The organism is Micromonospora acroterricola, assembly GCF_003172955.1.
Taxonomy (GTDB): Bacteria; Actinomycetota; Actinomycetes; order Mycobacteriales; family Micromonosporaceae; genus Micromonospora; species Micromonospora acroterricola.
In genome coordinates, this window is sequence record NZ_QGKR01000211.1 from 37,487 (window position 1) to 63,240 (window position 25,754).

The window sequence follows — 25,754 nt, forward strand, 5'->3', positions numbered from 1 at the left end:
TCCTGCTCAGGCCAGCCTAGTCCCGCAGCCCCCACGGCACCCCGGTCGCACAGCGTGTCCGCCGCCAGTGGCGCGGGAATTCCTGACGGCCCTCGAATCGAGACTGCCGGGCGGGCGATCCGCCCGGCAGCAGGGCCGCCCCGTCAGCCGCGAGCAGGGAGGCGACCGGTGGCGGTGGCGTGGGCGAACGCGGTCCACGCGGCCGGCGGAAAGGTCAGCACCGGCCCCTGCCGGTCCTTGCTGTCGCGCACCCCGACCACGTGCGGCAGGTTGGTGGCCACCTCCACGCAGGTGGCACCGCCGTTGTCGCTGCGGGTGGACGTCCGCCACACCGCGCCGGTCAGGTCCATGACGTCGCCAGCTCCCGCACGAGATCCCGGGAGGCCCGCCGGGGCAACGCCTCGCCCCGCAGGCTCTCCCACCTACGCTGAAGGTTATCAACGTCATCGGGTCGGTCGGTGACGTGCGCGCGCAGCGCGGTGTCGAGGTGTGCGACCTCGGCGCCCTCCGCCATCCGGGCCAGGATGAACGGGCCGGCCAGCCCGGCGTGCATGCCCGCCTCGGCCGGCACGACGTGCAGGTCGACGTGGGACTGCTCGGTCACCTGGAGCAGGTGCTCGAACTGCTCCACCATCACCGCCCGATCACCGATTCCCCTGCGTAGCACCGCCTCGTCGACCACGGCCACGAACTCCGGTGGCTGCTCCCGGCTCAGCACCGACTGCCGCTCCATCCGGGAGCCGACCCGCTGCTCGACCTCCGGCTCCCGCAGCATCCCCCCGCCGCGCAGCACCGCCCGGGCGTACGCCTCGGTCTGCAACAGGCCGGGGATCAGGGACGGCTCGAACCAGCGGATCATCGTCGCGTCCCGCTCCACGCTGATCCACTCACGGAACCAGGGCGGCGCGGCGTCAGCCCGGACCAGGGTGAGCAGCCGCGCGAACAGCCCGCCAGCCTCCAGCGCCCCGTCGACCCGAGCGATGAAGTCCTGCGAGGGGGTGCGATGGCCGATCTCCACCATGCCCACCAGGGACGACGAGTAGCTGATCTGCTGAGCCAACTCCTCCTGGCTCAGCCCGCGCTCCCGGCGGGCCCGTCGCAACTCCGCCCCGAGGAATTCCAGCGTCGACGCCGGGCCGCTGTCCATCACACCTCCACCACATGTCGCCCACACCTCGCCAGCGGCGACCACCGTGCGCCCGCTGGTCGACACAGCCGGCGTTGAGGGCGCTCGCCGCCTTCCGACGGTAGTCGCGTCCACAGCAGAGTGTGAACAGGCGCGAGGAAGGCGGACGACGATGGGCAGACAGATCGGGCCGGTGCCGCTCGAACCGAGGCACCAGCGCAACTGGGCACGGTGGGATCGGTACTGCACCTGTGGGCTGCGCTGGCCATGTCCCGACCGACGGCGCACCGCAGCCCGGCCCGGCGTTGTGATCGAAGCCGACCAGCTCGTTAGCGGGGGCCCGCAGTGGCTCCGCCGGCGGCCGGGATGACGGGGCCGAGGTGGATCATCCACCTGCCGACCACACTGACCAGCCTCGACGGGGTCACCGCCCTGGCCGTGGCGCTGCGCGACTCGCTCGGTCACCTCGCCGTCATCGACTTCGGCGAGACCACGCTCAGCGAGGAGGATCGGCAGTTTCTGCGTACCCGGGTCTTCTGTGACGCCAGGCTCGACGGCGCTGGCCGCTGCCAGCGCCGCGACGACCACGACGGACACTGCGCGGCGACGGTGAGCGATGATCCATTCCAGGTCACCGACGTCGGGCCGTCCCCGGCGTCCGGAGGCCCCGGCGTCGCCGAAACCGTGTCGATCAAGTGGCCGCCACCCGCCACATGAGCGTGCTCCCCCGGCGTCGGCACCGAGGGAGCACGCTCACAGCTGGTCAGGCGGCGGGGTCAGCCGCCGGTGATGACGAACTGCGATCCCGGCTGGATGACGATGTTGCCGTCGGCCGAGTTGGTGATGGTCACGTTGGTCAGGTTGGCGTTGCCGCGGGCACCGCTCATCGCGAGGATGCCGGCGCCGTTGTTGGACCTGTCGATCCGCACGTTGGTGATCGCGACGTTCGGCATGTTGCCGCCGCCGTTCTTGAACTGGATGCCGTCGAACGTGGAGTCGATGATGTCGGTGTCGCGGATCGTGACGCCGACGATGTCCCTGGTGGCGGGGAACAGGGTGATGGCGCCGAACTCCTGGTCCTCGTTCCAGAAGGCGCCACCGGTCCGGTAGAGGCCGTTGTTGGCGATCAGCGTCGTCCCCGAGAAGGGCAGCGGGTCGTGGTCGGTCGCCAGCATGATGCCCGGGTAGTTGGCGGTGTCGTAGATCAGGTTGTTCTCGATCGAGTTGCCGTAGCCGCCGTAGATGGCGACGCCGTTGGCCCGCCAGGGCAGCTGGATGGTGTTGTTGACGAAGTGGTTGTCGTGGGCGATGTCGACGTTCCGGTCCTTGACGTACGGGTTGGCCCAGACCGCCAGCGCGTCGTCTCCCGTCGTGCGGAAGGACGAGTTGAACACCCGCGAGTTGCGCGTGCCGTTGCTGAAGTTGATGCCGTCGGCGTAGGTGTTGCGGATCCGCATGCCGGTGAACTCCAGCCCGTCGGCCGGGCCCCACAGCTCGGGGATGTTGTCGTAGTCGCGGCCCACCCAGACACCCACGTTGGCGTGCTCGATCCAGACGTTGCTGATCCTGGTGCCGGTGCCGAAGCGACCGTTCAGACCGACCCCGCCCTCACCGTTGCCGTCACCGCCACGGATCCGGCCCGAGCCGAAGATGGCGATGTCGGAGATCTGGGTGTTCTTGTCGATGTCGAAGCCGAAGTTGCCCTCGTGCGGGTGGTTGATGCCGCCGACCACGTTCTGCGGCTCGGTCAGCGTGTAGAGCTGCGAGTGCCACATCCCGGCGCCCCGGATCGTGACGTTGCTGATGCCGACCTGGTTGTGCGTACCCCGGTTCAGCGGGTCGTCGGTCAGGATCTTCTGCTCCTGCCGCCACTGCCCGGCCGGGATCCACACGCAGCCGATGACCCCGTTCTGGTCGTCGGTCACCGCCCGCTGGATGGCCGCGGTGTCGTCCAGCCCGTCGTTCGGGACGGCACCGTACGACGTGATCGACGTGCACCCGGCCGGCTGGCTCGCCGCCGGTGCCACCTGCTCCAGGTCGATCATGTCGATGACGTAGAACGAGGCCGAGTCACCGGCGTCGCGCTGCAACTTGAACCGGGTGCCGGCCGGGTACGACTGCGACAGCAGCGCGTTCGACTCGTCGAACAGCCGTCGGGCGTCGGCCTGCGGCGTGTTGGTCAGCGCCTCCGGGCCGTCGGTGTTGCCGTAGAGCCAGCTGTGGCGCGAGGAGAGCGTCAGCTTCCGGGAGAAGACGTCGTTGATGTAGAGGCTGATCGTCGCCTCGATGCCGCCACCGCCGGGCGCGTCCGGGATGGAGTTGCGCACCACGATGGCGTTGGCCGGGTTGGCCGAGGTGAACTGGACGAACTGCCCGGTGCTGTTCAGACGCACCGACTTGCGGCCCGAGGACTCGGTGGCGAAGTTGGTGTGGCCGAAGGTGCGCAGCGGGTCGGACTCCAGCAGCGTGCCCTGGTACTGGCCGGCCTCCGCCTCGTAGGAGACGTACGGGACGGCAGCCCCACGCCCGACCACGATCGACTGTGAGAAGGAGTTGTTGGTCTCGTTGGTCTCGGCGACCGTGTTGGTCGCGTCGGCGGTGGCGGTGATGGTGGCGCCGCCGCTGGTGGCGGTCCAGCTTCCGGCGACGGCCACGTTGACCGTCGCGCCGGCGGCGATCGAGGCGGTGTTGGTGTTGAGCGTGGTGCCCCCCGCCGTCAGCCGGGTGACCGTGGTCGCGCCGGTCGCGGCGGTGCCGCGGTTGCGGACCGCCACGGTGAACGTGACGGACGCCCCGACGGCCGGGTTCGGCGGGTTGGAGCTGATGCTCAGGACCTGCAGGTCGGGACCCGGGGCCTGCGAGACCACCAGTGGGGACGGTGCGGTGAGGCTGTTGTTGCCGTTGTTCTGCTCGACGATCGTGTTCGTCGGGTCGACCACCGCCGAGACGGCGTAACTGCCCATCGGCCGCGTTCCGGCGTTGAACGAGACGGTGGTGGAGCCGCCCGCGCCGAGCGCGCCCACGGCGGCGCTGCCGACGACCGCGCCGGCCAGACTGAAGTTGACCGTGGTGGCGCCGGCGGCCGCCGACCCCACGTTCTGGACCACGGCCGAGAGCGTGACCTGGCTCGCCTCACTGGGCGACGCGGGCGACCAGGTCACCGAGCTGATCACCAGGTCGGGGTTGGGCGCCGGCGTGCCGCACACCTCGAACTCGGCCACCTGGCCCGACGGGGCGCCACTGTTCGCGGTGAACCGCAGTTGCACGTCGGCCGTGGTCGCGGTGACCGGGATGCGCACCACGTTGTTGCCCTGGACGAACTGGTAGCTCGCCGCCGACACCAGGTTCGTGTACGCCGACGAGGCCTGGTCGCGGCCGAGGACCTGGATGGTCTGGGCACGGGTGCCCCAGGCCGGGTCCGGGTTCAGCTTGACGGTGACGGCCGAGATCGAGTGGTTCGCGCCGAGCGCCACGGTCAGGTTCTGCGGGTAGCTCGCCGCGCCTTCCCAGTACGTCGCGAGCTGCCCGTCGTTCGCCTTCTCGGGGGTGAAGGTGAAGGTGGAGCCACTCGCCGTCATGGTCTTGCCCTGCGCCACGTTGGTGCAGGCGGGGGGCTCGGTGCCGGTGCGCGTCACCGTGTTGCTGTTGCCGGACAGGTTCCCCGCGCCGTCACGGGCGCGGACGTGGTACGACACGGTCGCCGTCGACGGCTGGGTGTCCTGGTACGTGAGGACGGTGCCCAGCGTCGCGATCAGGGTGCCGCCCCGGTAGACGTTGTAACCGGCCAGGCCGCTGCCGCCGGTGTCGGTGGAGGCGCCCCAGTTGAGGGTGATCGTGCTGCCCGACGTGCTCTGCGACAGCGTCCCGGGGACGCTCGGCGCGGTGGTGTCACCGCCGCCGGTACGGGTCACCGTGTTGCTGTTGCCCGAGAGATTGCCGGCGACGTCGCGCGCCCGCACGTGGTACGAGACGGTCGCCGTGGTCGGCTGCGTGTCGTTGAAGGTGGTCACGTTCGCGACGGACTGGAGGAACGTGCCGTTGCGGTAGATGTCGTAGCCCGCGATGCCGCTGCCGCCCGGGTTGTCGACCGACGCGACCCAGTTCAGGGTGATCGTGGTGCCGGACTGGGTGTACGAGAGGTTCCCCGGCACGCTCGGTGCGGTCGTGTCCGGGCTGCTGCCGCCGCTGCCGTACACCTCGAGCTCGGACAGCTGGCCGGCCGGCCAGCCGCTGTTGGCGGTGATGGTGATGCGCACGTAGCGGGTGGAGGTCTGGTTGAAGTTGATCGTGACCGTGTTGCCGCTCGTCGGGTTGAAGGTGTAGGTCTGCGACGCGACCAGGTCGCTGAACGACGATCCGGTGGCGCTGCCCTGCACGCTCAGGGTCTGCGTGCGGGTCCCCCACCCGGAGGTCGGCAGCTTCAGCACGACCTGGTTGACGGCCTGCGACGAGCCGAGATCGACCTGCACCCACTCGGGGAACGAGTTGTTGGTGCTCTCCCAGTAGCTGCCGGCGTTGCCGTCGACGACCTTCGACGAGTCGTAGACGTCGGCGTGGCCGCTCTCCTGTGTCGGGCGACCCTGGGCGAGGTTGGTGGCCGCCGGGGCGAAGGCGGTGCTCGTCGCGGCTGCCGTGTCGGCGGGACGGGAGCTGCCGGCCGCGTTCGCGACGGCCGCCGACCCTGCCGTGGCCATCAGCGTGGCCGCGACTGTCGCCGCCACCATCCTGAACAGATTCGTTCGTCTCATCACTGTCCTGTCGTTCGGGGGGACGGTGCCGCGGGGGGACCACGGCGTGGGCGTGAATCGGCGCGTCGCCGGCCGGCGCGTGGGGGCGCGCCGGCCGGCGGAGGAGGTGCCGAAGAGGCGAGGTGGTGGCGGCGGAACAAGAGGGAGAAAAGGTGCCAAGAAGATGGACCGCTGGAACTTGCGACCCCATGCAAAGAATCAAGCACATCTTTGTCTAGATTTTGCATGACGTTGACCAGATGTTACTGACGTGCTACGAGGGCGTCAACACTTCGACCGCCGTGACTATTGACGGCCACCCATCTGGTGCCGGCAGACATGAGAAGGGCCCCTGTCGACGACAGGGGCCCTTCCTTCGCCTCAGCGAGGCGGGTGGTCAGCTCGTCGGGGCGGGCAGGACGAAGGTCTCCAGTTCCTCGCCGCCGTACCAGTCGGTGCGCAGGCCCACGTGGGACATGCCCAGTCGCCGGCAGACCGCCATGGACGGATCGTTGCCCGGCGAGACCAACGCGTAGATCTCCGGCGTACCGGTGGCGAACTCGCGCGACATGACCGCGCGGGCCGCCTCGGTGGCGTAGCCGTGGCCCCGCGAATCCGGATGCAGATGCCAGCCCATCTCGATGTTCTCGGTGAGCCGGGTCTCGTCCAGCCCCGGCAGGGGCTTCAGCAGCACCGTGCCCGCCACCAGCCCGGTGTCCCGCACCTCGATCGCCCAGGTGCCGTACCGGCCATTGTCGTCGGCGTGCCGGTCCTGCCAGATCTTCAGCCGCTCGGCGGCCTGCCCCGGCTCGGTCATCGGCAGGCCCGGCGACACGGCGAGCCAGCGGGTGATCTCGGGACGGGAGTAGATGTCGTAGATCCGGGCCAGATCGGTCGGGCTCGCGGTCCAGTCACGCAGGATCAGGCGTTCGGTGGTGAGAACGGTCATGGCCGGCGATCTTAATGAGTGGCGGAGCCGATGACGGGGAAAGAGTTCGCGGTGGGCAGCGGATGGCGGCGGACAAAGCGGATCATCAGCGCCGCGTTCCGCCCCGTGCGTGGCCGGGACCTGTCGCTGCACGCCGCCGCCATCACGTTCTACGGGGCGATCGCCGTGGTGCCGGTCGCCCTGCTGGCCATCTGGCTGACGTCGCTGGTCGCCGGGGCCGACCGGGTACGCCGGCTCACCTCGTACGCCGTGGAGGCGCTGCCCACCGCGATCGGCACGCCCCGGGCGGTGGCGGCGCTGGTCGACGCCGGGGTGGAGTTGACCCCCGTGCTGGCGCTGGCCTCGCTGCTGCCCGCGTCGCTGTACGGCGAGGGCCTGCGCCGGGCGTTCGTCTCGGTGGCCGCGCCCGGCACCGACGAGCACCTGGTCGGCTGGCGGGGCCGGCTGCTGCTGATGCCGCTGCTCGCCCCGGCGCCCGCGCTGCTGTTGGCGATCCTGTTGGCGCTGCCGCTCACCACCCGGCTGGTACGCCAGGGCGGCTGGGCCGGCGCGCTGGGCGTGGTGCTGTCGTTCCTGGCGGTCTGGCTGGTTCTCACGCCGGTGCTGCTGTGGGTCTTCCGGGTGGTGGGCCCGGCGTCGCCGGACTGGCTCTCCACGCTCGCGATCGGGTCGTTCACCGCGGCGAACCTGTCCGGCTTCCTGCACGGATTCGTGCTCTTCGCCTCGCTCCCGCTGGACCTGGGCGTGCCGTTCGGCGGCTTCGACGAGATCGGGGCCGGCGTCGCCGTGCTCCTGTGGCTCTACCTGTTCCACGTGATCGTCCTGGCCGGCTACTCGGCGACCCTGGCCCTCTCCGGCTGGCGGGCCCGACGGCAGGGTTGATCACGGCGAAGGGGCTGACCCGGGACGACGCCGCGGACTAGGCTGCCGCGGCATGAGCAGCGAACTTCCCGGTCGCGCGGACGTGGTGATCGTCGGTGCGGGGCACAACGGCCTGGTCTCCGCCATCCTGCTGGCCCGTGCCGGCCTGGACGTCCTGGTGCTGGAGGCCGCCGACGTGATCGGCGGCGCGACCCGCACCGAGAACCCGTTCCCGAAGGTGCCCGGGCTGCGCCACTCCACCGGCTCGTACCTGCTCGGGTTGATGCCGCCGGAACTGCTCGCCACGCTGGACGTACGGATCCCGGTACTGCGCCGCGACCCGCACTACTTCCTGCCCACGCCGGGCGGGCTCGGCGCGCCCTACCTGCTCTTCGGCAGTGACACGGCGGCCACCCGCGCGCAGCTCGCCGAGTTCTTCTCCCCCGCCGACGTGGCCGCCGACGACGCCATGCAGGCCGAGCTGGCCGCGCTGCGCGAGGATCTCGCCCCGGCCTGGCTCGCCGAGCCGCTGACGGTCGAGGAGACCGCCGAACGGCACGTCCGCCCGGCGCTGCGACAGACCTTCGTCGATCTCGTCCGGGGTTCGGTCGCGGACCACCTCGCCCGGTTCGAGTTCCGCTCCGAGCTGCTGGTCAGCATGTACGCGGTCACCGACGGGCTCTCCGGGCTGAACGCCGGCCCGGACGACCCGGGAACGGGCCACAACTTCCTGGTCCACAACATGTGCCGGCTACCCGGCTCGGGCGGCACCTGGATGATCGCCGAGGGCGGCATGGGCACCGTGTCGCGCACCTTCGCCGACGCCGCCCGCGCCGCCGGGGCGACCATCCTGACCGGTACGCCGGTGACCGCGGTGACCCTGGACGGCGGCGCGGCGACCGGTGTCGTGCTGGCCGACGGCCGGCAGGTCGCCGCCCGGGTGGTGCTCGGCGCGTGTGACCCGTACCGGCTGATGGACCTGTTGCCCGACGGCGCGCTGCCGGCGCCGCTCGGCGAGCGGATGGCGGCGGTCCGCCGCCCCGGCACCACCCTCAAGCTCAACCTGGCGCTCAGCGCGCTGCCCCGGTTCTCCTGCCTGCCGGCCGACGCGCCGAGCCCGTTCGGCTCGACCATCCACCTGCTGCCCGGCTCGGCGTCGCTGGTCGGCGGCGACACCACCTCGCCGATGGCCGCGCTGCGGGCCATGTGGGCGGACGTGCAGGCCGGGCGGCTGCCGGCGGAGCCGACCATCGAGTGGTACCTGCACACCACCGTCGACCCGTCGCTCTCCGACGCCGCCGGGCACCACTCGTCCGCGCTGTTCGTCCAGTCGGTCCCCTACGAGCTGGCCGACACCACCTGGGACGCCGCGCTGCCCGGCTACGTCGACCAGCTGATCGGCATCGTCGAGCGGTACGCCCCCGGCACCGCCGACCTGATCGCCGACGCGGTGCCGCTGCCCCCACCGGGCATCGAGGCCCACTTCGGCATCACCGGCGGGCACATCCACCACGTCGACAACACCGTGTCGTTCGCCGACCGGATGCCCTACGCCACCGGGATCGACGGCGTGTACGCCGGCAGCGCCGGCTGCCACCCGGCCGGCAGCGTGATCGGCGCGGCCGGCCACAACGCCGCCCGCCGCATCCTCGCCGACCTAGGCCGCTGACCCGTCCTTCGCCGGGTGGGCGTACGGCCGGAGGTCACCGGGGCCCCCGATGAGGTAGAAGGCGACCAGCAGGAGGTACGCGCAGAGGCTGAGGATGGGGTCGACGAAGACGACGGCGAAGGCGACCAGGTAGAGCAGGGGCTTCAGCCGCATCCGCCGTGCGACCGCCCGGGCCAGCCGGGGATCCAGGTCGGGGTGGAGCAGCCCACGCCGGCGGGCCCACCACCAGGTCAGGTTGACGAAGAGCGCCTCACCGAGCACGGTGCCGACGTAGAGGGCGGCGGTCAGCCGCTGCTCGGTCGGACCACCGCGCAGGTTGTCCGACAGCAGGTCGGCGGTGAACGGGATCGTGGCGATGAAGAGCAGCACGAGCAGGTTGAGGACCAGCAGCATCTGATCGACCCGGACCACGTACCGCCAGATGTTGTGGTGGGCGATCCAGACCTGACCGGCGATCGCGAAGGTGATCACGTACGCCAGGTAGGACGGCCAGGCGTCGGCGAGGGCCTCGGGAAGCTCTCTGCCGCCCACCCGCGCCGGGCCGGTCTGGAGCAGCTCGACGGCCATCACCGTCAGCACGACCCCGAAGACCCCGTCGCTGAACGTCTCCACGCGCGCCGCGTCCCGGGCCATCTCCCGGCCACGCCGGTACCGGTACCGGCCCTGTTGCGCGTCCGCCCCCGCCACGCCCGCCCCGCTCTCGGTGTGCCCGGTTCCCGCCGGCCTGCGGCTTTTCGCCGCTCTCCACTGCATCGTGGCGCATGGAGGGGCCGCGCGGACGCGGATCGGGGGTGCGGCCGGGCACCACGTCGGGTGCCCGGCCTGCCCGTCAGCTCAGCGCCTCGCCGGCGGGGGCGGGAGTCTCGGCGTCGACGCGGTGGGCGCGGACCTTGTGACCGACGCTCGTCAGGCAGCGGCCGCTGGCCAGGTCGAATCGCCAGCCGTGCAGCTGACAGGTGAGCTGGTCGCCCTCGACGATGCCGAAGCGGGTCAGGTCGGCCTTCAGGTGCGGGCAGCGCCGCTGCACCACCCAGTCGCCCAGGGTGATGTCCTCGGCGTCGGTGCTCCGCTCGTGCTCGTCGTACCAGCCCTCGGCGTACTGGAGCCGCTCCTCCGAGAGGCACTTGAAGAATGCGTAGACGAACTCGTTGTACTGGCCGATCCGGGCCGCCGAGAACCGGCAGGAGAGGAAGAGCGAGTTGACCCAGTCCACCTCGTCGATGTGGAGCAGGTGCTCGATCAGCGCCCGCTCGGTACGGAACCGGTAGCGGACCTTCTCGTCCGCGTACGGCCGGACCTCCTTGCCCGGGAAGTCCACCACGATCGACTCGACGCTCTCGCCGTCGTACCCGACCAGGTCGAAACGGACCGGCCCGCCGACCCCCTTGGCCAGGTAGATCGACTCGTCGAGCAGCGGCTCGATGCGGCTCTTCATCTGCGCGAGCACGTCCACCTCGGGGTGCCGCCAGGACGCCTTCTCCGCCTCGATGACGGGGCGCTTGCGCTCCCGCATCTCCTCCAGGTGGGCGACCTTGTTCGCGAAGAACTCCTCGACCGGCACCGGGTGCGTCGTGGTCGCGCCCTCCGTGGTCACCTCGGCGACGCTGCCCGGCAGCAGCACGATCCCGTTGGTGCCGCCGACCTTCGCGTACTCCGCCAGGAAGACGGACTGGTCGGGGAAGATGTTGCCCTCGTCGCCGTGGATGTCGTTGAACTGCCACAGCGCGTCGTCGAGGAAGCACGGCGGGCCGGCGATCGGGAAGACGTGCGACGCCTTCAGGTCGTCGATGTAGCGCCAGGTCCGGTCGAACTGCCGGTCGCGCTTCTGCTTGCCGAACGCGGTCTTCGCCGCCTGCGGCAGCTCGTAGACCATCGGGTACCAGATCGCGCCGGAGAACTGGAGCAGGTGCGCGTGCACGTGCCCCAGCTCGGCGAAGACGCTCAGGTCGGTGGGGCGGGCGTCGTTCTGGTTGAGCAACCGCACCCCGTCGTACTCGACCCACAGCGAGGAGTCGCCGATCGGGCCGTCGGTGGGGCTGGTCAGCGCCTGAATCATGATCTTGAGCCCGCCGTCCAGCTCGACGACCTGCTCGTTGGGCGCCTTCAGGAATTTGGTGAAGCCCAGCGCCCGGAACTCGTCCTCCATCTCCGAGGTGGGAAATTCGGGGAGCAGGACGGTGGCGTCCTTGGAGACGAAGTCCCGCAGGTGCTTCGCGTCGAAGTGGTCCCGGTGCAGGTGGGAGACGTACAGGTAGTCGACCTGGCCCAGGGTCTCCCAGTCGAGCAGGGAATTGTCGGGGAACGGAAACCAGGATGCGAAGTAGGCCGGATTGACCCACGGGTCGCACAGGATGCTGCCCGCGGCCGTGTCGATCCGCATGCTGGCGTGCCCGGTTCCGGTCACTCGCACCGCACAGTCCCCCTCAAACAGACAATCAGGTGTACGCCAAACGCTACCGGAGGGAGTCTGACCGCCGCCTCGCGACGCCCGTAGTGCCGTTCGGCCCGGATGGGCGGGGCCCGATCACCGGGAAACCCCCAGCGCGCCGCCCCGGGCAGGAGGCGTGCCAGACTAACCGGAGATCCGATCGCGAGGGAAGGACCGACAGTGGCAGGAAGCGAGCCGGTAACGTCGCCAGACCAGCACAAGCCCGGACACCGTAAGTCCGGGCGGATCGGCGCGGTCCTCACCGCGCTGGCGCTGCTGGCGATGATCTGCGGCAACCACGAGGGCAGGGTCGAGGACGTCTGGCTGGTCGGCCTGGCCGCGCTGCTGCTGATCATCGTCATCGGTGACGCCGTGCTGCGGCGCAACGGTCTGCGCTCCTGACCCGACCGGCCACCGGACGACCGGCCGACGCACGCCGAGGGCCCGCCCCCACCCGGGGACGGGCCCTCGTCCGTACGCGTCGGGGGTCAGCGCCCGAAGAGGATGTCCTGCACGTCCTTGAGCGCCGCGTCGACCTCAGCCTCGAAGTAGCCGCCGGGCACCAGACCGAACCGGAGCGTGTCCAGGTCCTTCGGGTTGACCGGCATCGGGTTGCGGCCCTGCATGCCGCCCAGCAGGGTCTCGAAGAACCGGTCGACCTGGTCCGGGTCGTACCCGCTGCCGAAGCGGCGCACCTGGAAGCGGCGCCGGATCTGGTCGACCCGGTACAGGTCGCTGCCGGGCGGGCCGGCCATCGGTGGTCCGCCCATCGGCGGGCCGGGCACGGCGGGCGGGCCGGCCATCGGCGGCGGGCCACCGATGCCCTGCTGCGGCATCGGGGGCGGGCCGGCCGGGCCACGGCGCATGTCGCGCGGGTCCCGCTCGGGCATCCGGATCTCGGCGGTCATGTCGGCGCGACCGTGCCGACCGGCCTCGAAGCCGTCGAAGCGCGGCTCCTCCGGCGGGTAGCCACCGGGCGAGCGCTGGTCGTCGGGGCCGTAGCCACCCGGCCCACGCTGGTCCTCAGGGCCGTAGCCACCGGGACCGCGCTGGTCGTCAGGGCCGTACCCGCCGGGCATCCGCTGCTCGTCCGGACCGTAGCCACCGGGACCGGCGGGCAGGCCGCGCGGCGGGAGACCGTGCCCACCCATCGGGCCGCCGGGACCCATCGGGCCGGGACCACCCGGGCCACCGGGGCCGCGGGGCGCGTCGTAACCGCCGCGGGGGGCGTCGTAGCCACCGGCGAAGGCGCCGGTCGGCTCGTCGTACCGGCCGTAGCGGTCGGGCGGGCCGGCCTGCGCCGGCATCGGACGGGGCGGCATCGGCTGCGGGACCATGCCCCGGTCGTCGCGCATCGGCGGGCCCATCCGGTCCGGCGGGCCCATCCGGGGGTCGCCGCCGCGTCCAGCGGCGCTGCGCTCCTCCAGCTCGGCCAGCTGCCGCTCGACCCGGTCCAGGTGCAGGTCGACCTGCCACTCGTCATAGCCGTTGAACCGGACCCGGAAGACGACGTCGTGGACCTCCTGGGAGGCCACGGGCGCGCCGACCTGCCGGCCGTCGAGCGTCGCCTCGACCCGGTCGAGGAAGGCATCCACCTCGTCGACCTTGTATCCCCGGCGGAGCGCCTTGCGCCGGAAACGCTGACCCTGACTCGCCACTATGTCTCCTGGTCTCGTTCGCCACGCCCGGTCACGCCGGTGCCTCTCCGGCGCGGTCGGTGTTGGTGTCGTTGTCCTCGGCGGCGGCGAGCTGGCCACACGCGCCGTCGATCTCGCGACCTCGGGTGTCCCGAACCGTGGTGGACACCCCGGCGTCGCGCAACCGCCGGACGAACTCCCGCTCAACCGGCTTCGGGCTCGCGTCCCAGCGGCTGCCCGGCGTCGGATTGAGCGGGATGAGGTTCACGTGGGCCAACTTGCCGGCCAGCAGCCGCCCGAGCAGGTCCGCTCGCCACGGCTGGTCGTTCACGTCCTTGATCATCGCGTACTCGATCGACACGCGACGGCCCGTCCGGGCGGCGTAGTCCCACGCTGCGTCCAGCACCTCGGCTACCTTCCAGCGCTGGTTTACCGGCACGAGTTCGTCGCGCAGATCATCATCAGGGGCGTGCAACGACAGCGCAAGGGTCACAGAGAGGTCTTCGCTGGCCAGTCGGTGGATGGCCGGAACCAGGCCGACCGTGGAAACGGTGATGTGCCGCTGCGACAGGCCGAGCCCCTCCGGAGCAGAGCTGACCAGGCGACGGATGGCCGCGATCACGCGGTTGTAGTTGGCCAGCGGCTCGCCCATGCCCATGAACACGACGTGTGACAGTCGCGGCGGGGAACCGGCGACCGCGCCGGAGGCGGCCACGCCGGCCAGGTACACCGCCTGGTCGACGATCTCGGCCGTCGACAGGTTGCGGGTCAGCCCGGCCTGGCCGGTCGCGCAGAACGGGCAGGCCATGCCGCAGCCGGCCTGGCTGGAAATGCAGACGGTCACCCGGTCCGGATAGCCCATCAGCACGCTCTCCACCAGCGCGCCGTCGTGCAGCCGCCAGAGCGCCTTGCGGGTCGCGCCGTCGTCGCAGGCCAGCTCGCGCACCGGGGTGAGCAGTCTGGGCAACAGCTGGTCGGCAAGCCGGTCGCGGGTCGCCGCCGGCAGGTCGGTCATCGCCTGCGGGTCACGGACCAGCCGCCCGAAATAGTGCGTGGAGACCTGCTTCGCACGGAACGCCGGCTCACCCAACCCGGTGACCAGCGCCTGGCGGCCGGCCAGGTCCAGGTCGGCGAGGTGCTGCGGTGGCATGGACGCCCGGCGTGCGGCGGGGGCGTCGGAGGTGACGGGGATCAACGGCAGGCTTGTCATGGCTGGTCCAGTGTGTCACGCCGTCGGCGGCAGGTACCCGTCCGGAGGTGTCGGACCGACCCCGACCGCCGGACCGGGACGACCCGGGCGCCGTGATCCATGCCTCAGTTCACCACCGGCACGAAGATCGCCAGCAACAGGTACGCCGTCGGCACCGCGAACAGGATCGAGTCCAGCCGGTCCATCAGGCCGCCGTGGCCGGGCAGCAGGTTGCTCATGTCCTTGACCCCGAGGTCGCGCTTGATCATCGACTCGGCCAGGTCGCCGAGGACCGCCGCGCAGGAGACCGCCAGCCCGAACAGCGCACCCCACCAGGGCGCCACCTCGAACATCAGCCAGAGCAGCAGGGCGCTGCCCAGCGCCGCCGCGGTGACCGACCCGGCGAAGCCCTCCCAGGACTTCTTCGGGCTCACCGTCGGCGCCATCGGGTGGCGGCCGAAGGAGACGCCGGCCGCGTACCCGCCCGTGTCGGAGAGGACCACCGCGACCAGCGTGGCCAGGATGCGCAGCGGGCCGTCGTCGGGGGCGGCCGCCAGCAGCGCCGCGAACCCGCCGAGGAACGGCACGTAGACGGCGATCAGAGTGGCCGCGGTGAGGTCACGCTGGAAGCCGCCCGGACCGTCGCCCAGCCGCCAGATCATGGTGCCCAGGACGGTGACCAGCAGGCCCAGGCTGAGCGCGTCCGGGCCGGCGAACCAGGCCAGGCCCACGGTCAGCACACCGCCGGCGAGCAGCGGCAGCAGCGGCGGGTGGGCGCCGCTACGCCGTACCGCCCGGGCCATCTCCCAGATGCCGATGCCGACCGCGCCCGCGACCACCACGAGGAACGCCAGCGGGTAGAAGACCAGCGGCACCACGATCAGCGCGCCGAGGCCGAGCCCGACCCCGATCGCCGCCGGCAGGTTCCGGCCGGCACGCCCGTTGCCCACCTGTTGGGTGGCCGGCCGGTCGGCACTGGCCCGGCGTCGGCCCTTCGACCGCCGACCGGACGGACGCTCCCCGCCATCCGCGAGATCCTGGTCCGGCCCGATGTCGGCCCCGATGGGCGCGAGCTGCGCGGTCGGGTATTCCGCATCGCCGTCGTAGCGCACCGGCCCGTCGCGGTCGTCGTAGCGGCCCGGGCCGACCGGACCGACCGGGGCGTCGTCACCGACGGGCCGGCGGTCACCGTACCGACCGGCGCGGGACCGATCGTCGTACCGGTCGGGCCGGTTCCGGTCGTCCTCGTACCGGTCCCGGTCCCGGTCATCGAAGCGATCGCGCCGGTCCCGGTCGTCCGGGCGGACCATGCGGCCGCGCTCGTCGTACGGGTCCCCCGGGTACGGCTCGGCGGTCGGGCGGGTACGCGGCTCGGCGTACAGCTCAGGGCCTGCGGCCGGACGACGGCTCCACTGGCCGGCTTCCAGCTCCTGCTCGGGCCACGGCAGGGCCACCGGCCGTTCCGGCCGGTCCCAGCCGCGCGGCTCTCCGCTGTAGGGGTCGGGGTGGGACATCACGCACCGCGACGCGGCGCGAGAACCACCACATGACGCAAGACCACAACCATCCCCTACACGCGTGACTGTGTTACTCCGGCTGACCGTCCCGACGGTCGGTCGACTCCCGGTGTTCACCGCCCGGTGACCGGGAATCGTGCCGAGCCTACTGCACCCGCCGCCGGGGCGAGGCGGACGATGGCGCCCGGCCCAGCCGGCGAGCGGGGCGACCCGACCCCGGCCATCGGCCGCGCGCCCACACCGACCACCGATCCACCGACGCCTATCCGACCGCGCTACCGGGCGAACGGGGGATGACCGGCCGGCCCGCCGGTGGTCGGCTGTCAGTGCGCCGGTGCCCGCCGACGCGTTCCACGGGGAAGGGAACGGTTCGTGCGCAGAATCAGCCTGGCGGTGTCGACGATCGCCGCCATCGTCCTGGCGGTGGCCCCACCGGCCGCCGCCGCGACGCCGAGCGCCCACATCAGGATCGAGCACCGCGCCAGCGAGTTGTACCCGTACGACCCCAGCTACGAGCAACAGGGTCCCGACTACCCGGCCACCCGGGTCTGGGGCGAGGTCCGGCGCTGCCCGGCCGGGATCTACAACCTGTCCGCCTCGCTGATCCAGGACGGCCTGCCGACCGTCTGGGCGACCAGCGGACGCGGCGCCGGTGAGATCACCTGCGACGGCGGCACCGAGAGCATCACGATGAGCTTCTACCGGACCGACCCGCTGCTGCACCCCGGTCGGGCCATCGTGCGCTTCGAGCTGCACGACGCGTACGGCGGGACGACCCTGACCGAGACGACCCGGACGGTGCGGATCCCGCGCTGACCACACGGGACGAGGCCCGGCCCCGGATCGGGGTCGGGCCTCGTCGACGTCACGCCGGGCCGGAGGTCAGACCTCCAGCAGCTCGGTCTCCTTGTGCTTGACCAGGTCGTCGATGCTGGCCACGTAGCGCTGGGTCAGGTCGTCCAGCTCCTTCTCGGCGCGGCGACCGTCGTCCTCACCGGCCTCACCGTCCTTGACGATGCGGTCCAGCTCCTCCTTGCCACGGCGGCGGACGTTGCGGATCGCCACCTTGGCCTCCTCGCCCTTGTGCCGGGCGACCTTGATCATGTCGCGGCGGCGCTCCTCGGTCATCTGCGGGAGCAGGATGCGCAGCTGGTTGCCCTCGTTGTTCGGGTTCACGCCGAGGTCCGAGTCGCGGATCGCCTTCTCCATGGCGTTGATCTGCGAGTTGTCGTACGGCTTGATGATCGCCATTCGCGGCTCGGGGATCGCGACGGACGCCATCTGGGTCAGCGGCGTGGGCGTGCCGTAGTAGTCGATGATGACCTTGGAGAACATGGCGGGGTTCGCGCGACCGGTGCGGATGGCGCCGAACTCCTCCTTGGCGTGCTCGACCGCGCGCTCCATCTTTTCCTCGGCCTCGAGGAGGGTGTCGTCGATCACCGGTCTCCTCGCCTCCTTCTGTGCTCGTCGTGGGCTCTGCTTGAAGTCGTCAGGACCGCTGCCGCCGTCGCCGGAGGCGGTGGCGCTCAGGCGGTGATCAGGGTGCCGATCTTGTCGCCACCCACCGCGCGGATGATGGTGTCGTCACCCTGCGCGCCGAAGACCAGCATCGGCAGGCCGTTCTCCATGCAGAGGCTGAACGCCGCCGCGTCCGCCACCCGAAGGTTGCGGCGCAGCGCCTCGGAGAAGGTGATCGAGTCGAGCTTGCTGGCGGTGGGGTCGATCCGCGGGTCGGCCGTGTAGACGCCGTCCACACCGTTCTTGCTCATCAGCACCACGTCGGCCCGGATCTCCAGCGCCCGCTGGGCGGCGACCGTGTCGGTGGAGAAGTACGGCATCCCCGCGCCGGCGCCGAAGATGACCACGCGGCCCTTCTCCAGGTGCCGGATCGCCCGCAGCGGAATGTACGGCTCGGCGACCTGGGCCATGGTGATGGCGCTCTGCACCCGGGTCTCGATGCCTTCCTTCTCCAGGAAGTCCTGCAGGGCGAGGCAGTTCATCACGGTGCCCAGCATGCCCATGTAGTCGGCGCGCGCCCGGTCCATCCCGCGCTTCTGCAACTCGGCGCCGCGGAAGAAGTTGCCGCCGCCAACCACCACGGAGACCTGCACACCCCGCCGGACCACGGTGGCGATCTGCCGGGCGATGGCCTGGACGACATCCGGGTCGACGCCGATCGCGCCGCCACCGAACACCTCACCGGAGAGCTTCAGCACCACCCGGCGGGCCCGTCCGGGCGGCGGCGCGGTCGGATCCTCCACCGCCAGCGTCCGGTCACTCACAACCTGCGTCATCCGCCCCGCCCTTCCCCACGCGCACGCCCCGTGCGGCGCGTACCGCGAACCTGCCGCTGCCGACCTTATGTGACGAGGAGGCCCCGGTGCCTGTCACGTACACCGGCGGCCTCCTCGTCGACGTCTCCTGCCCACGGACGCCAGCGGCGCCCGGTGACGGCTCAGGCCTGGCCGACCTCGAACCGCACGAAGCGGGTGACCTCGATGCCGGCCTCGGCCAGCACCTGCTTCACCGACTTCTTGTTGTCCGTGACCGACGCCTGCTCGATCAGGACGTAGTCCTTGAAGAAGGCGTTCACCCGACCGTCGACGATCTTCGGCAGCGCCGCCTCGGGCTTGTTCTCCTCGCGGGCGGTCTGCTCGGCGATGCGCCGCTCGGACTCGACGACCTCGGCCGGCACCTCGTCGCGGGTGAGGTACTTCGGCCGCATCGCGGCGATCTGCATGGCGACGCCACGAGCGTCCGCGTCACCGGCCTCGTCCGCCTTGCCCGCGTACTGCACCAGCACGCCGACCGCCGGGGGCAGGTCTTGGGCCTTGCGGTGCAGGTAGACGGCGGTGGTGCCGTCGAGCTTCGCGAAGCGGTTGAGGACCAGCTTCTCGCCGATCTTGGCGGACTGCTCCTGGATCAGGTCGGCGACGCTCTTGCCGTCCAGCTCGCTGGCCAGCAGCTCCTCGGCGTTGGTCGCGCCGGAGCGCTCGCCGTGCTCGACGAGTTGCTGGGCCAGCGCGATGAACGAGTCGGTCTTGGCCACGAAGTCGGTCTCGCAGTTGAGCTCGAGCAGCGCCTGGCCGGAGTGGGCGACGAGGCCGTTGGCGGCCGTCCGTCCGGCCCGCTTGCCGACGTCCTTGGCGCCCTTGACGCGCAGGATCTCGGTGGCCTTCTCGAAGTCGCCCTCGGCCTCGGTCAGCGCCTTCTTGCTGTCCATCATGCCGGCGCCGGTGAGGTCGCGGAGCTTCTTGACGTCCGCGGCGGTGAATTGGGACATGGCTCTCTCTTCGGTGTTGAGACGGCGTGTGGATGGTCAGAGGTGCCGGTTACCCGGATCCGGGTCGATCGTGCCCGGCGTACCGTCGCCGCCCGCCGCCCGTACGAAAAAACGGACGGCGGGGCAGCGACGGTGCGGTCACTCCGCGGCGACGGTCGCCGGCTGCTCGGTGGCGGCCTGCGCCGGCTGCTCGGCGGCGGCCGGTGCCGACTGCTCAGCGGCGGCCGGTGCGGGCTGCTCAGCGGCGGCCTGCGCCGGCTGCTCGGCCGGGGCGGCCGACTCGTCGGCCTTCTTCGGCTGCTCGAGCAGCTCACGCTCCCACTCGGTCAGCGGCTCGTCGCTGGCCACACCCGCCTCGGGCTTCTCGTCGCTGCCCCGGCGACGGCCGGAACGCGCGATGAGACCGTCCGCGACGGCGGCGGCGACGACCCTGGTCAGCAGCTCGGCCGAGCGGATCGCGTCGTCGTTGCCCGGGATCGGGAAGTCGACCTCGTCCGGGTCACAGTTGGTGTCCAGCACCGCGATCACCGGGATGCCCAGCTTGCGGGCCTCGTCGACGGCGATGTGCTCCTTCTTGGTGTCGACGATCCAGACCGCGGCCGGCAGCTTCTGCATGTCCCGCAGACCACCCAGCGTGCGGGTCAGCTTGATCTTCTCGCGGGAGAGCTGCAGGGTCTCCTTCTTGGTGTACCCGGCGGCGGTGCCGCTCAGGTCACCGAGGGCCTCCAGCTCCTTCATCCGCTGAAGGCGCTTGTACACCGTCTGGAAGTTCGTCAGCATGCCGCCGAGCCAGCGGTGGTTGACGTACGGCTGGCCGACGCGGGTCGCCTGCTCGGAGATCGCCTCCTGAGCCTGCTTCTTGGTGCCGACGAAGAGGATGCTGCCACCCTCGGCGACGGTCCCACGCACGAACTCGTACGCCTTCTCGATGTAGTCGAGGGTCTGGCGCAGGTCGATGATGTAGATGCCGTTGCGCTCGGTCATGATGAAGCGCTTCATCTTCGGGTTCCAGCGCCGGGTCTGGTGCCCGAAGTGGACACCGCTCTCCAGCAGCTGGCGCATGGTCACGACGGCCATGGTGGGGTACTCCTCAAGATCCCTGGTTGTCACGCCCGGCCGGTGGCCGGGCGTCCTGGCGCCTGGTCGCCGGCCATGGTGTTCCCGACCAAGATCGGGACCAGGGAGGCCGTCGCCTCACGACGATTCGTGAAGAGGGCGCGCGAGGTCGACCGCGCAAGGCGGTCGCCAGTCGAACAGTGTACGCCCCTCAGCCGCCCACCTGCCCCCGGGTACGCGCGACCCCGGCAGCGGTCGACCCACGGCCCCGCAGCTCGCGCCGCGCGCCGCTCCGCCGTGCGCGCCCGCCGCCCGGCCACAGCCTGCCCATGATCTCGCTGTTTCGTGGAAGGAGTGGCCTCCGCGTTGCCGGAGGCCACTCCTTCCTGGTTGTTGCATGGGTCATGAGCGGGGGGGACCGGACACGCCTCCGGCCAGCGACGCCCACGGGCCCGCAGGGGCCGCGCCCGCTCAGCCGGCGGCGAGCGCGGCGGCGACGAACAGCACCAGCCCCACGGTCAGGTAGGCGGTCGGCGGGCGCAGCCAACCCCGGCCGCCGTCGGAGAGCGCCAGTCCACCGGTTCGTAGCCCGTACAGCCCGGTTGCGAAGATCGGCAGGCCGGTAACCAGGAAGATGCCCACCACAACGTTCGCCGCGGACAGCGGATCGCTGGTCACCCCGGCCAGCAGCACCCGCAACGCCGGGACCTCGAAGATCAGCACCAGCAGGGCGAAGAGCACCGCCAGCGCCGGACGCCGGGTCCGGTAGACGCCGTCGGCGGCCGGTGGGTACGCCGGCGGCTCCCCCACGGGCAGCTCGCCGCCACGGGGAGCGATCGGCGTCATCGGGCCGGTCGGCATTTCCAGCGGGTGCGGCTGGTCGCCGCCACGGCCCGGCTCAACGATCGGGTACCCGCCCAGCGGCGCGGGACGAGTCGGGTCCGCGAGCACACCGACCGGCGCCTCAGCGGCGAGAGCAGCCTCGCGGGCACCGGTCGACGGCGAGGACTCCCGGCCGGCGGTCAACGGCATCGACTCCCGGCCGGCGGTCAACGGCGCGCCCGGGGAAGCCGCATCCCGGGCGGCCCGGCGGCCCGGCAGCTCACCGGAGACCTCCGACGGGTCGCGGTCCGCCCGCCGCGAGCGGGCTGCCCGGTAACCATCGGCCTCCGGCCGGGCGTCACCCAGCGGGTCGACCGCGCCGAACCGGCCCGAGTCGGGCTCGGACGCGCCGAACCGCCCGGTCTGGGCCTCGACGGCACCGAAGCGCCCGGAATCCGGTTCGGAGGTGACGAAGCGCCCGGAATCTGGTTCGGACGTGACGAAGCGCCCGGACTCCGCTTCGGGGGTGCCGAAGCGACCGGTGTTCACCACGCCGAAGCGGCCGGAGTCCGGCTCGCCGAGCCGGTCGGGCACCGCCGCGAACCGGCCCGAGTCGCTCTCGGGAGGCGTCAGGTCGGTCCCGCTGGAACCGAGCCGGCCCGACTCCCGGCGCCGTCCGGCGCCGGTCTCCTCGCCGTAACGGCCCTCCTCAGCGCCACGCTGATCGGGAACCTGGACCTCGTCGTCCCGGTACCGCGATTCGCCCGCAGCACGCCACTCCGACTCGCCGTAGCCGCGACCCCGCTCGTCGGGATACCAGCGTGACTCCTGATCTTCGGGAAAGCTCCGTCGTCCGTCCACGTCCGGCACCGTATGCGACCGGCCTCGCCCGCGCCATTTCAGGCCGCCGGGCGGCCCGAAAACCTCGGCACGCTACCGGCCCACCGAAGTGGGAGCCGAGCGAACGCCGCCATGAGCACGTAATGCTGAGCAGTTCCCAGCGAGCGCCGGGAACTGTTCACGATCACGTGGTCGTGAAATGGGAGGGCCTTGTCGCCCAGTTGGTCGGTGGAGCGACCGACACGACCGACGCGGCTGGTCGTGCCGGGTGCTGGACAACAGCGCTGGCTAGCACAGTGCGGGCTTGATCGTCTGGTTGTCCACAGGACGGTGGTCGTCCACAGGGGCCACCGTCGGGGGTCGCGGCGCTCCCGCCCCGGCGGGCACCGTGCCAGCCATGACGAAGCGGAACCAGGCGGTCGGCGCGTACGGCGAGCGCTGCGCGACCCGGCACCTGATCGGGGCGGGGCTGCGCCCGGTCGCCCGGAACTGGCGCTGCCCGGACGGGGAGATCGACATCATCGCGTGGGACGGGCCGGTGCTCGCCTTCTGCGAGGTGAAGACCCGGCGGAACGACAGCTTCGGCACCCCCGCGGAGGCGGTCGTGCCGGCCAAGGCACGCCGGCTGCGCGGGCTCGCCGCGCGCTGGCTGGCCGAGACCGGGACGACCGCCGACGAGGTGCGGTTCGACGTGCTGTCGGTACGGCTGTCCGACGCCGGCCCGGCCCTGGTCGACCACCTCAAGGGCGCGTTCTGACATGGGAGGTCGGGCCGGCGGTGACGCGCCGTGAGTTACGCCAAGGTGCTCTGCGTGGGGCTGGTCGGGGTCACCGGCCACCTGGTCGAGGTGGAGGTCGACCTGGCGGCCGGCCTGCCCGCGGTGGTGATCTCCGGGCTGCCGGACACCGCCCTGCACGAGGCCCGCGACCGGGTCCGCGCCGCCGTCGTCAACTCCGGCCAGCGCTGGCCCAACCGGCGGATCACCCTGAACCTGCTGCCGGCCACGCTGCCGAAGTTCGGTTCGGCGTTCGATCTGGCCATCGCCGCCGCGCTGCTGGGCGGCTCGGGTGAGCTGCCGCTGCTCCCGTTGGAGGGCGTGGTGGTCCTCGGCGAGCTGGGGCTGGACGGGACGGTCCGGCCGGTACGCGGGGTGCTGCCAATGGTCGCCGCCGCCGCCCGGGAGGGCGTCACTCGGGTGATCGTTCCGGCCGCCAACGCCGCCGAGGCGGCCGTCATCCCGGGGATTCGGGTGCGGGCGGTGGACACGCTGCACCGGCTGGTCGCCTTCGTCCGGGACGGCAGCCCGCTGATCGAACCACCGGCGGACATCCCGGCGCCGGTCACCGGCGGCCCGGATCTCGCCGAGGTGGCCGGGCAGCACATGGGTCGGCGCGCGCTGGAGGTGGCCGCCGCCGGCGGGCACCACGTGGCGCTGCTCGGGCCACCGGGGGCCGGCAAGACCATGCTCGCCGAACGACTGCCGTCGATCCTGCCCGAGCTGGACGACGAAGCGGCGTTGGAGGTGACCGCGCTGCACTCGGTCGCCGGGCTGCTGCCACCGGGCGGCCGGCTGCTGCGCCGCCCGCCGTTCCAGGCGCCACACCATACGGCGACAGTGCCGTCGCTGGTCGGTGGTGGTTCGGGGCTGGCCCGACCGGGCGCGCTGTCGCTGGCCCACCGCGGGGTGCTCTTTCTCGACGAGGCTCCCGAGTTCAGCAAGGGTGCGCTGGAGGCGTTGCGTCAGCCGCTGGAGGACGGCCGGGTCCAGTTGAGCCGCAGCGGGGGCGGCACGGTGTATCCCGCCCGGACCCAACTGGTGCTGGCCGCCAACCCGTGCCCGTGCGCCAAGCCGGCCGGCGATTCGCACTGCGAGTGCACGCCGCTCGTCCGCCGCCGCTACCTGGGCCGGCTGTCCGGGCCGCTGCTCGACCGGATCGACGTCCAGGTGCGGCTGATGCCGGTTCGCGCGGCGGAGCTGATGTCGTCCCAGGGCGACGCGGAGTCCTCGGCCGCGGTCGCCGCGCGGGTGGCAGCGGCCCGGCAGGCGGCGGCCACCCGCTGGGCCGGCCTCGGCCACCGGCTCAACGCCGAGGTGGGCGGCCCGCACCTGCGCCAGCCGCCCTGGCGACTGCCCGGCCGGGACACCGCCGAGCTGCGCGGACGGCTCGACTCCGGCTCGCTGTCGGCACGTGGCTTCGACCGCGTGATCCGGATGGCCTGGACGATCGCCGACCTGGACGGCCGCGACCGGCCGGACCGGGAGGACGTCCGGGAGGCGATCCAACTACGGACGGGGGAGGCGACGTGAGCGCCGACGAGGAACGCAGGCTGGCCCGCGTGGCACTGACCTGGCTGGCGGAGCCGGGCACCCGCGCGGTACACCGGCTCGTCGAGCGGCTGGGCCCGGTGGCGGCGTTGGACCTGCTGCTCGACGGCGGCAGCCCGGAGGGCTGGCTGCACACCACGGTGGCCGCGCGGTCGGCAGCCGGCGACGCCCGGGCGGTGGCGGCCGAGGCGCTGGACCGGGCGGACCGACTCGGGGCCCGGCTCGTCACCCCGGACGACGACGAGTGGCCGGCACGGGTGGCCGGCCTGGCCACGCTGCGGATGCCGGACGTCACGCGCCGGGTGGACGGCGAGACCGCCCCGCCGCTCTGCTTCTGGGTACGCGGGAGCTGGCCGTTGGGCGAAGCCCTGGACCGCTCGGTGGCCGTGGTCGGGGCGCGGGCGGCCACCGGCTACGGCCAGCACGTCGCCACCGAGTTGGGGTACGGCCTGGCCGAGCGGGACTGGACGGTGGTCTCCGGCGGCGCGTTCGGCATCGACGCGGCCGCCCACCGCGGCGCCCTCAACGCCGGCGGGCTGACCGTCGCGGTGCTGGCCTGCGGACTGGACCGGCCGTACCCGATGGGCAACACCGCCCTCTTCGACCGGATCGCCGACACCGGGCTGCTGGTGAGCGAGTGGCCACCCGGCGCCGAACCGCTGCGACCCCGGTTCCTGATCCGCAACCGGGTCATTGCCGGCGCCACCCTCGGCACCGTCGTCGTGGAGGCGTCGGCGCGCAGCGGCGCGACGCAGACGGCCCGCCGGTCCATCTACACCGGCCGGGCGACCATGGTCGTGCCCGGGCCGGTGACCTCGGCGATGTCCGTCGGTGCGCACGAACTGCTCCGCGAGTTCCCGAAGGCTCGCCTGGTCACCGGGGTGGCCCACGTGCTGGAGGAAGTGGGGCGCATCGGCGCGGACCTGGCCCCGCTGGCCCGGGGGCCGCAGCGACCGACCGACGCGCTCGACGACGACGCGCGGTCGGTGCTGGAGGCGCTACCCCGTCGGGGCGCACGCGGCGTGGACCTGCTGGCGGCCCGGGCCGGTGTCGACGTACGGACCGCGCTGCGCAAACTGTCCCTCCTGGAGGAGCTGTCCCTGGTGGTACGCCGCGACGACGGTTACGCCCTCGCGCCGCCCGCGCAGGCGAAGCGCACGAGGTCCGCCAGCCCGGAGCCGACACCGACGGCACCGGCGTCACGAGCAGCATCGGGTTCGGCGACACCGGCACGGGCCACACCCGCGTCGGCGACACCGGCACCGTCGCGGCCGGCGGTGCGCGACGCGCAGCCGTAGGCTGGTGGCGTGCCAGCTGTCAGCGG

21 protein-coding genes and 1 pseudogene are annotated in these 25,754 nt (G+C 72.0%); 8 read left to right on the plus strand and 14 right to left on the minus strand.

Annotated elements, in window-relative coordinates:
• Nucleotides 1-143: 143 nt before the first annotated feature.
• Nucleotides 144-350: a DUF397 domain-containing protein gene (locus DKT68_RS17720; RefSeq protein WP_109818527.1), complete on the minus strand. Its 207-nt coding sequence runs from the start codon at nucleotides 348-350 to the stop codon at nucleotides 144-146.
• A complete protein-coding gene (locus tag DKT68_RS17725; protein WP_109818528.1) occupies nucleotides 341-1,147 on the minus strand; it encodes a helix-turn-helix domain-containing protein in 807 nt (268 codons plus the stop codon). Before DKT68_RS17725 ends, DKT68_RS17720 begins: the two co-directional genes overlap by 10 nt.
• Nucleotides 1,148-1,492: 345 nt before the next feature.
• Here DKT68_RS17725 and DKT68_RS17730 point away from each other — a divergent pair.
• Nucleotides 1,493-1,750, plus strand: a pseudogene (locus DKT68_RS17730) (hypothetical protein); the annotation flags it as partial.
• Between the two features lie 152 nt (nucleotides 1,751-1,902).
• Here the strand turns inward: DKT68_RS17730 and DKT68_RS17735 are convergent.
• Nucleotides 1,903-5,874, minus strand: a complete 3,972-nt coding sequence (locus DKT68_RS17735) for a CARDB domain-containing protein (protein ID WP_109818529.1) — start codon at nucleotides 5,872-5,874, stop codon at nucleotides 1,903-1,905.
• Between the two features lie 376 nt (nucleotides 5,875-6,250).
• On the minus strand, nucleotides 6,251-6,802 hold the full coding sequence (locus DKT68_RS17740; RefSeq protein ID WP_109818530.1) for a GNAT family N-acetyltransferase: 552 nt from the start codon (nucleotides 6,800-6,802) through the stop codon (nucleotides 6,251-6,253).
• 51 nt (nucleotides 6,803-6,853) lie between these two features.
• Between DKT68_RS17740 and DKT68_RS17745 the strand changes: the two genes are divergently transcribed.
• Both DKT68_RS17745 and DKT68_RS17750 read left to right on the plus strand, forming a co-directional pair.
• Entirely contained in the window at nucleotides 6,854-7,684 is an 831-nt protein-coding gene (locus DKT68_RS17745) for a YhjD/YihY/BrkB family envelope integrity protein (RefSeq protein ID WP_109818531.1), read from the plus strand.
• Nucleotides 7,685-7,736: 52 nt separating this feature from the next.
• Entirely contained in the window at nucleotides 7,737-9,332 is a 1,596-nt protein-coding gene (locus DKT68_RS17750) for a phytoene desaturase family protein (RefSeq protein ID WP_109818532.1), read from the plus strand.
• On the opposite strand, the gene DKT68_RS17755 is transcribed toward DKT68_RS17750, so the two are convergent.
• Nucleotides 9,321-9,965 carry a TMEM175 family protein gene (locus DKT68_RS17755; protein ID WP_109818551.1) on the minus strand — a complete coding sequence of 215 codons (645 nt, stop codon included), beginning with the start codon at nucleotides 9,963-9,965 and terminating at the stop codon, nucleotides 9,321-9,323. The two genes, DKT68_RS17750 and DKT68_RS17755, sit on opposite strands and share 12 nt — an antisense overlap.
• Before the next feature lie 196 nt (nucleotides 9,966-10,161).
• Nucleotides 10,162-11,742, minus strand: coding sequence for a Rieske 2Fe-2S domain-containing protein (locus DKT68_RS17760; RefSeq protein WP_109818533.1), 1,581 nt, complete (start codon nucleotides 11,740-11,742; stop codon nucleotides 10,162-10,164).
• A 198-nt stretch (nucleotides 11,743-11,940) separates the two neighbouring features.
• Between DKT68_RS17760 and DKT68_RS17765 the strand changes: the two genes are divergently transcribed.
• Complete coding sequence (locus DKT68_RS17765) at nucleotides 11,941-12,162, plus strand: DUF2631 domain-containing protein (protein ID WP_109818534.1); 222 nt, start codon at nucleotides 11,941-11,943, stop codon at nucleotides 12,160-12,162.
• An 86-nt stretch (nucleotides 12,163-12,248) separates the two neighbouring features.
• Here the strand turns inward: DKT68_RS17765 and DKT68_RS17770 are convergent, their stop codons facing one another.
• From DKT68_RS17770 to DKT68_RS17780, 3 genes are all read right to left on the minus strand, one after another.
• Nucleotides 12,249-13,418 carry a DivIVA domain-containing protein gene (locus tag DKT68_RS17770; RefSeq protein WP_109818535.1) on the minus strand — a complete coding sequence of 390 codons (1,170 nt, stop codon included), beginning with the start codon at nucleotides 13,416-13,418 and terminating at the stop codon, nucleotides 12,249-12,251.
• A gap of 31 nt (nucleotides 13,419-13,449) precedes the next feature.
• The gene (rlmN, locus tag DKT68_RS17775) at nucleotides 13,450-14,607 is read right to left on the minus strand and encodes a 23S rRNA (adenine(2503)-C(2))-methyltransferase RlmN (RefSeq protein WP_109818536.1); all 1,158 of its coding nucleotides are present in this window, start codon (nucleotides 14,605-14,607) and stop codon (nucleotides 13,450-13,452) included.
• A gap of 104 nt (nucleotides 14,608-14,711) precedes the next feature.
• Entirely contained in the window at nucleotides 14,712-16,100 is a 1,389-nt protein-coding gene (locus DKT68_RS17780) for a phosphatidate cytidylyltransferase (protein ID WP_109818537.1), read from the minus strand.
• A gap of 375 nt (nucleotides 16,101-16,475) precedes the next feature.
• Here DKT68_RS17780 and DKT68_RS17785 point away from each other — a divergent pair, with 375 nt between their 5' ends.
• Nucleotides 16,476-16,919, plus strand: a complete 444-nt coding sequence (locus DKT68_RS17785) for a hypothetical protein (protein ID WP_109818538.1) — start codon at nucleotides 16,476-16,478, stop codon at nucleotides 16,917-16,919.
• Between the two features lie 66 nt (nucleotides 16,920-16,985).
• Here DKT68_RS17785 and frr read toward each other — a convergent pair whose 3' ends face one another.
• The 5 genes from frr to DKT68_RS17810 form a co-directional block, all read right to left on the minus strand.
• Nucleotides 16,986-17,543, minus strand: coding sequence for a ribosome recycling factor (gene frr / locus DKT68_RS17790; protein ID WP_074317817.1), 558 nt, complete (start codon nucleotides 17,541-17,543; stop codon nucleotides 16,986-16,988).
• An 86-nt stretch (nucleotides 17,544-17,629) separates the two neighbouring features.
• Complete coding sequence (gene pyrH, locus DKT68_RS17795; RefSeq protein WP_089017260.1) at nucleotides 17,630-18,397, minus strand: UMP kinase; 768 nt, start codon at nucleotides 18,395-18,397, stop codon at nucleotides 17,630-17,632.
• A 161-nt stretch (nucleotides 18,398-18,558) separates the two neighbouring features.
• Entirely contained in the window at nucleotides 18,559-19,386 is an 828-nt protein-coding gene (gene tsf, locus DKT68_RS17800; protein WP_109818539.1) for a translation elongation factor Ts, read from the minus strand.
• Between the two features lie 138 nt (nucleotides 19,387-19,524).
• Nucleotides 19,525-20,463: a 30S ribosomal protein S2 gene (gene rpsB, locus DKT68_RS17805; protein WP_109818540.1), complete on the minus strand. Its 939-nt coding sequence runs from the start codon at nucleotides 20,461-20,463 to the stop codon at nucleotides 19,525-19,527.
• Between the two features lie 450 nt (nucleotides 20,464-20,913).
• Entirely contained in the window at nucleotides 20,914-22,125 is a 1,212-nt protein-coding gene (locus DKT68_RS17810; protein WP_407940758.1) for a hypothetical protein, read from the minus strand.
• A gap of 376 nt (nucleotides 22,126-22,501) precedes the next feature.
• On the opposite strand from DKT68_RS17810, the gene DKT68_RS17815 reads away from it, so the two are divergent.
• Genes DKT68_RS17815 through DKT68_RS17825 form a run of 3 tightly spaced genes read left to right on the plus strand, consistent with a single transcriptional unit; the run spans nucleotide 22,502 to nucleotide 25,728 of the window.
• Nucleotides 22,502-22,861, plus strand: a complete 360-nt coding sequence (locus tag DKT68_RS17815) for a YraN family protein (RefSeq protein WP_109818542.1) — start codon at nucleotides 22,502-22,504, stop codon at nucleotides 22,859-22,861.
• A 30-nt stretch (nucleotides 22,862-22,891) separates the two neighbouring features.
• Nucleotides 22,892-24,412, plus strand: a complete 1,521-nt coding sequence (locus DKT68_RS17820; protein WP_109818543.1) for a YifB family Mg chelatase-like AAA ATPase — start codon at nucleotides 22,892-22,894, stop codon at nucleotides 24,410-24,412.
• Entirely contained in the window at nucleotides 24,409-25,728 is a 1,320-nt protein-coding gene (locus DKT68_RS17825) for a DNA-processing protein DprA (protein WP_236646945.1), read from the plus strand. The genes DKT68_RS17820 and DKT68_RS17825 overlap by 4 nt, the downstream gene beginning before the upstream one ends.
• The last annotated feature ends 26 nt before the right edge of the window (nucleotides 25,729-25,754 follow it).

Bases quoted from the DNA above. Each gene is read 5' to 3' on its own strand.
- DKT68_RS17720 (WP_109818527.1), bottom strand. From the start codon at position 350: ATGGACCTGACCGGCGCGGTGTGGCGGACGTCCACCCGCAGCGACAAC.
- DKT68_RS17725 (WP_109818528.1), bottom strand. From the start codon at position 1,147: ATGGACAGCGGCCCGGCGTCGACGCTGGAATTCCTCGGGGCGGAGTTG.
- DKT68_RS17735 (WP_109818529.1), bottom strand. From the start codon at position 5,874: ATGAGACGAACGAATCTGTTCAGGATGGTGGCGGCGACAGTCGCGGCC.
- DKT68_RS17740 (WP_109818530.1), bottom strand. From the start codon at position 6,802: ATGACCGTTCTCACCACCGAACGCCTGATCCTGCGTGACTGGACCGCG.
- DKT68_RS17750 (WP_109818532.1), top strand. From the start codon at position 7,737: ATGAGCAGCGAACTTCCCGGTCGCGCGGACGTGGTGATCGTCGGTGCG.
- DKT68_RS17755 (WP_109818551.1), bottom strand. From the start codon at position 9,965: ATGGCCCGGGACGCGGCGCGCGTGGAGACGTTCAGCGACGGGGTCTTC.
- rlmN (WP_109818536.1), bottom strand. From the start codon at position 14,607: ATGACAAGCCTGCCGTTGATCCCCGTCACCTCCGACGCCCCCGCCGCA.
- DKT68_RS17780 (WP_109818537.1), bottom strand. From the start codon at position 16,100: ATGTCCCACCCCGACCCCTACAGCGGAGAGCCGCGCGGCTGGGACCGG.
- pyrH (WP_089017260.1), bottom strand. From the start codon at position 18,397: ATGACGCAGGTTGTGAGTGACCGGACGCTGGCGGTGGAGGATCCGACC.
- tsf (WP_109818539.1), bottom strand. From the start codon at position 19,386: ATGTCCCAATTCACCGCCGCGGACGTCAAGAAGCTCCGCGACCTCACC.
- rpsB (WP_109818540.1), bottom strand. From the start codon at position 20,463: ATGGCCGTCGTGACCATGCGCCAGCTGCTGGAGAGCGGTGTCCACTTC.
- DKT68_RS17815 (WP_109818542.1), top strand. From the start codon at position 22,502: ATGACGAAGCGGAACCAGGCGGTCGGCGCGTACGGCGAGCGCTGCGCG.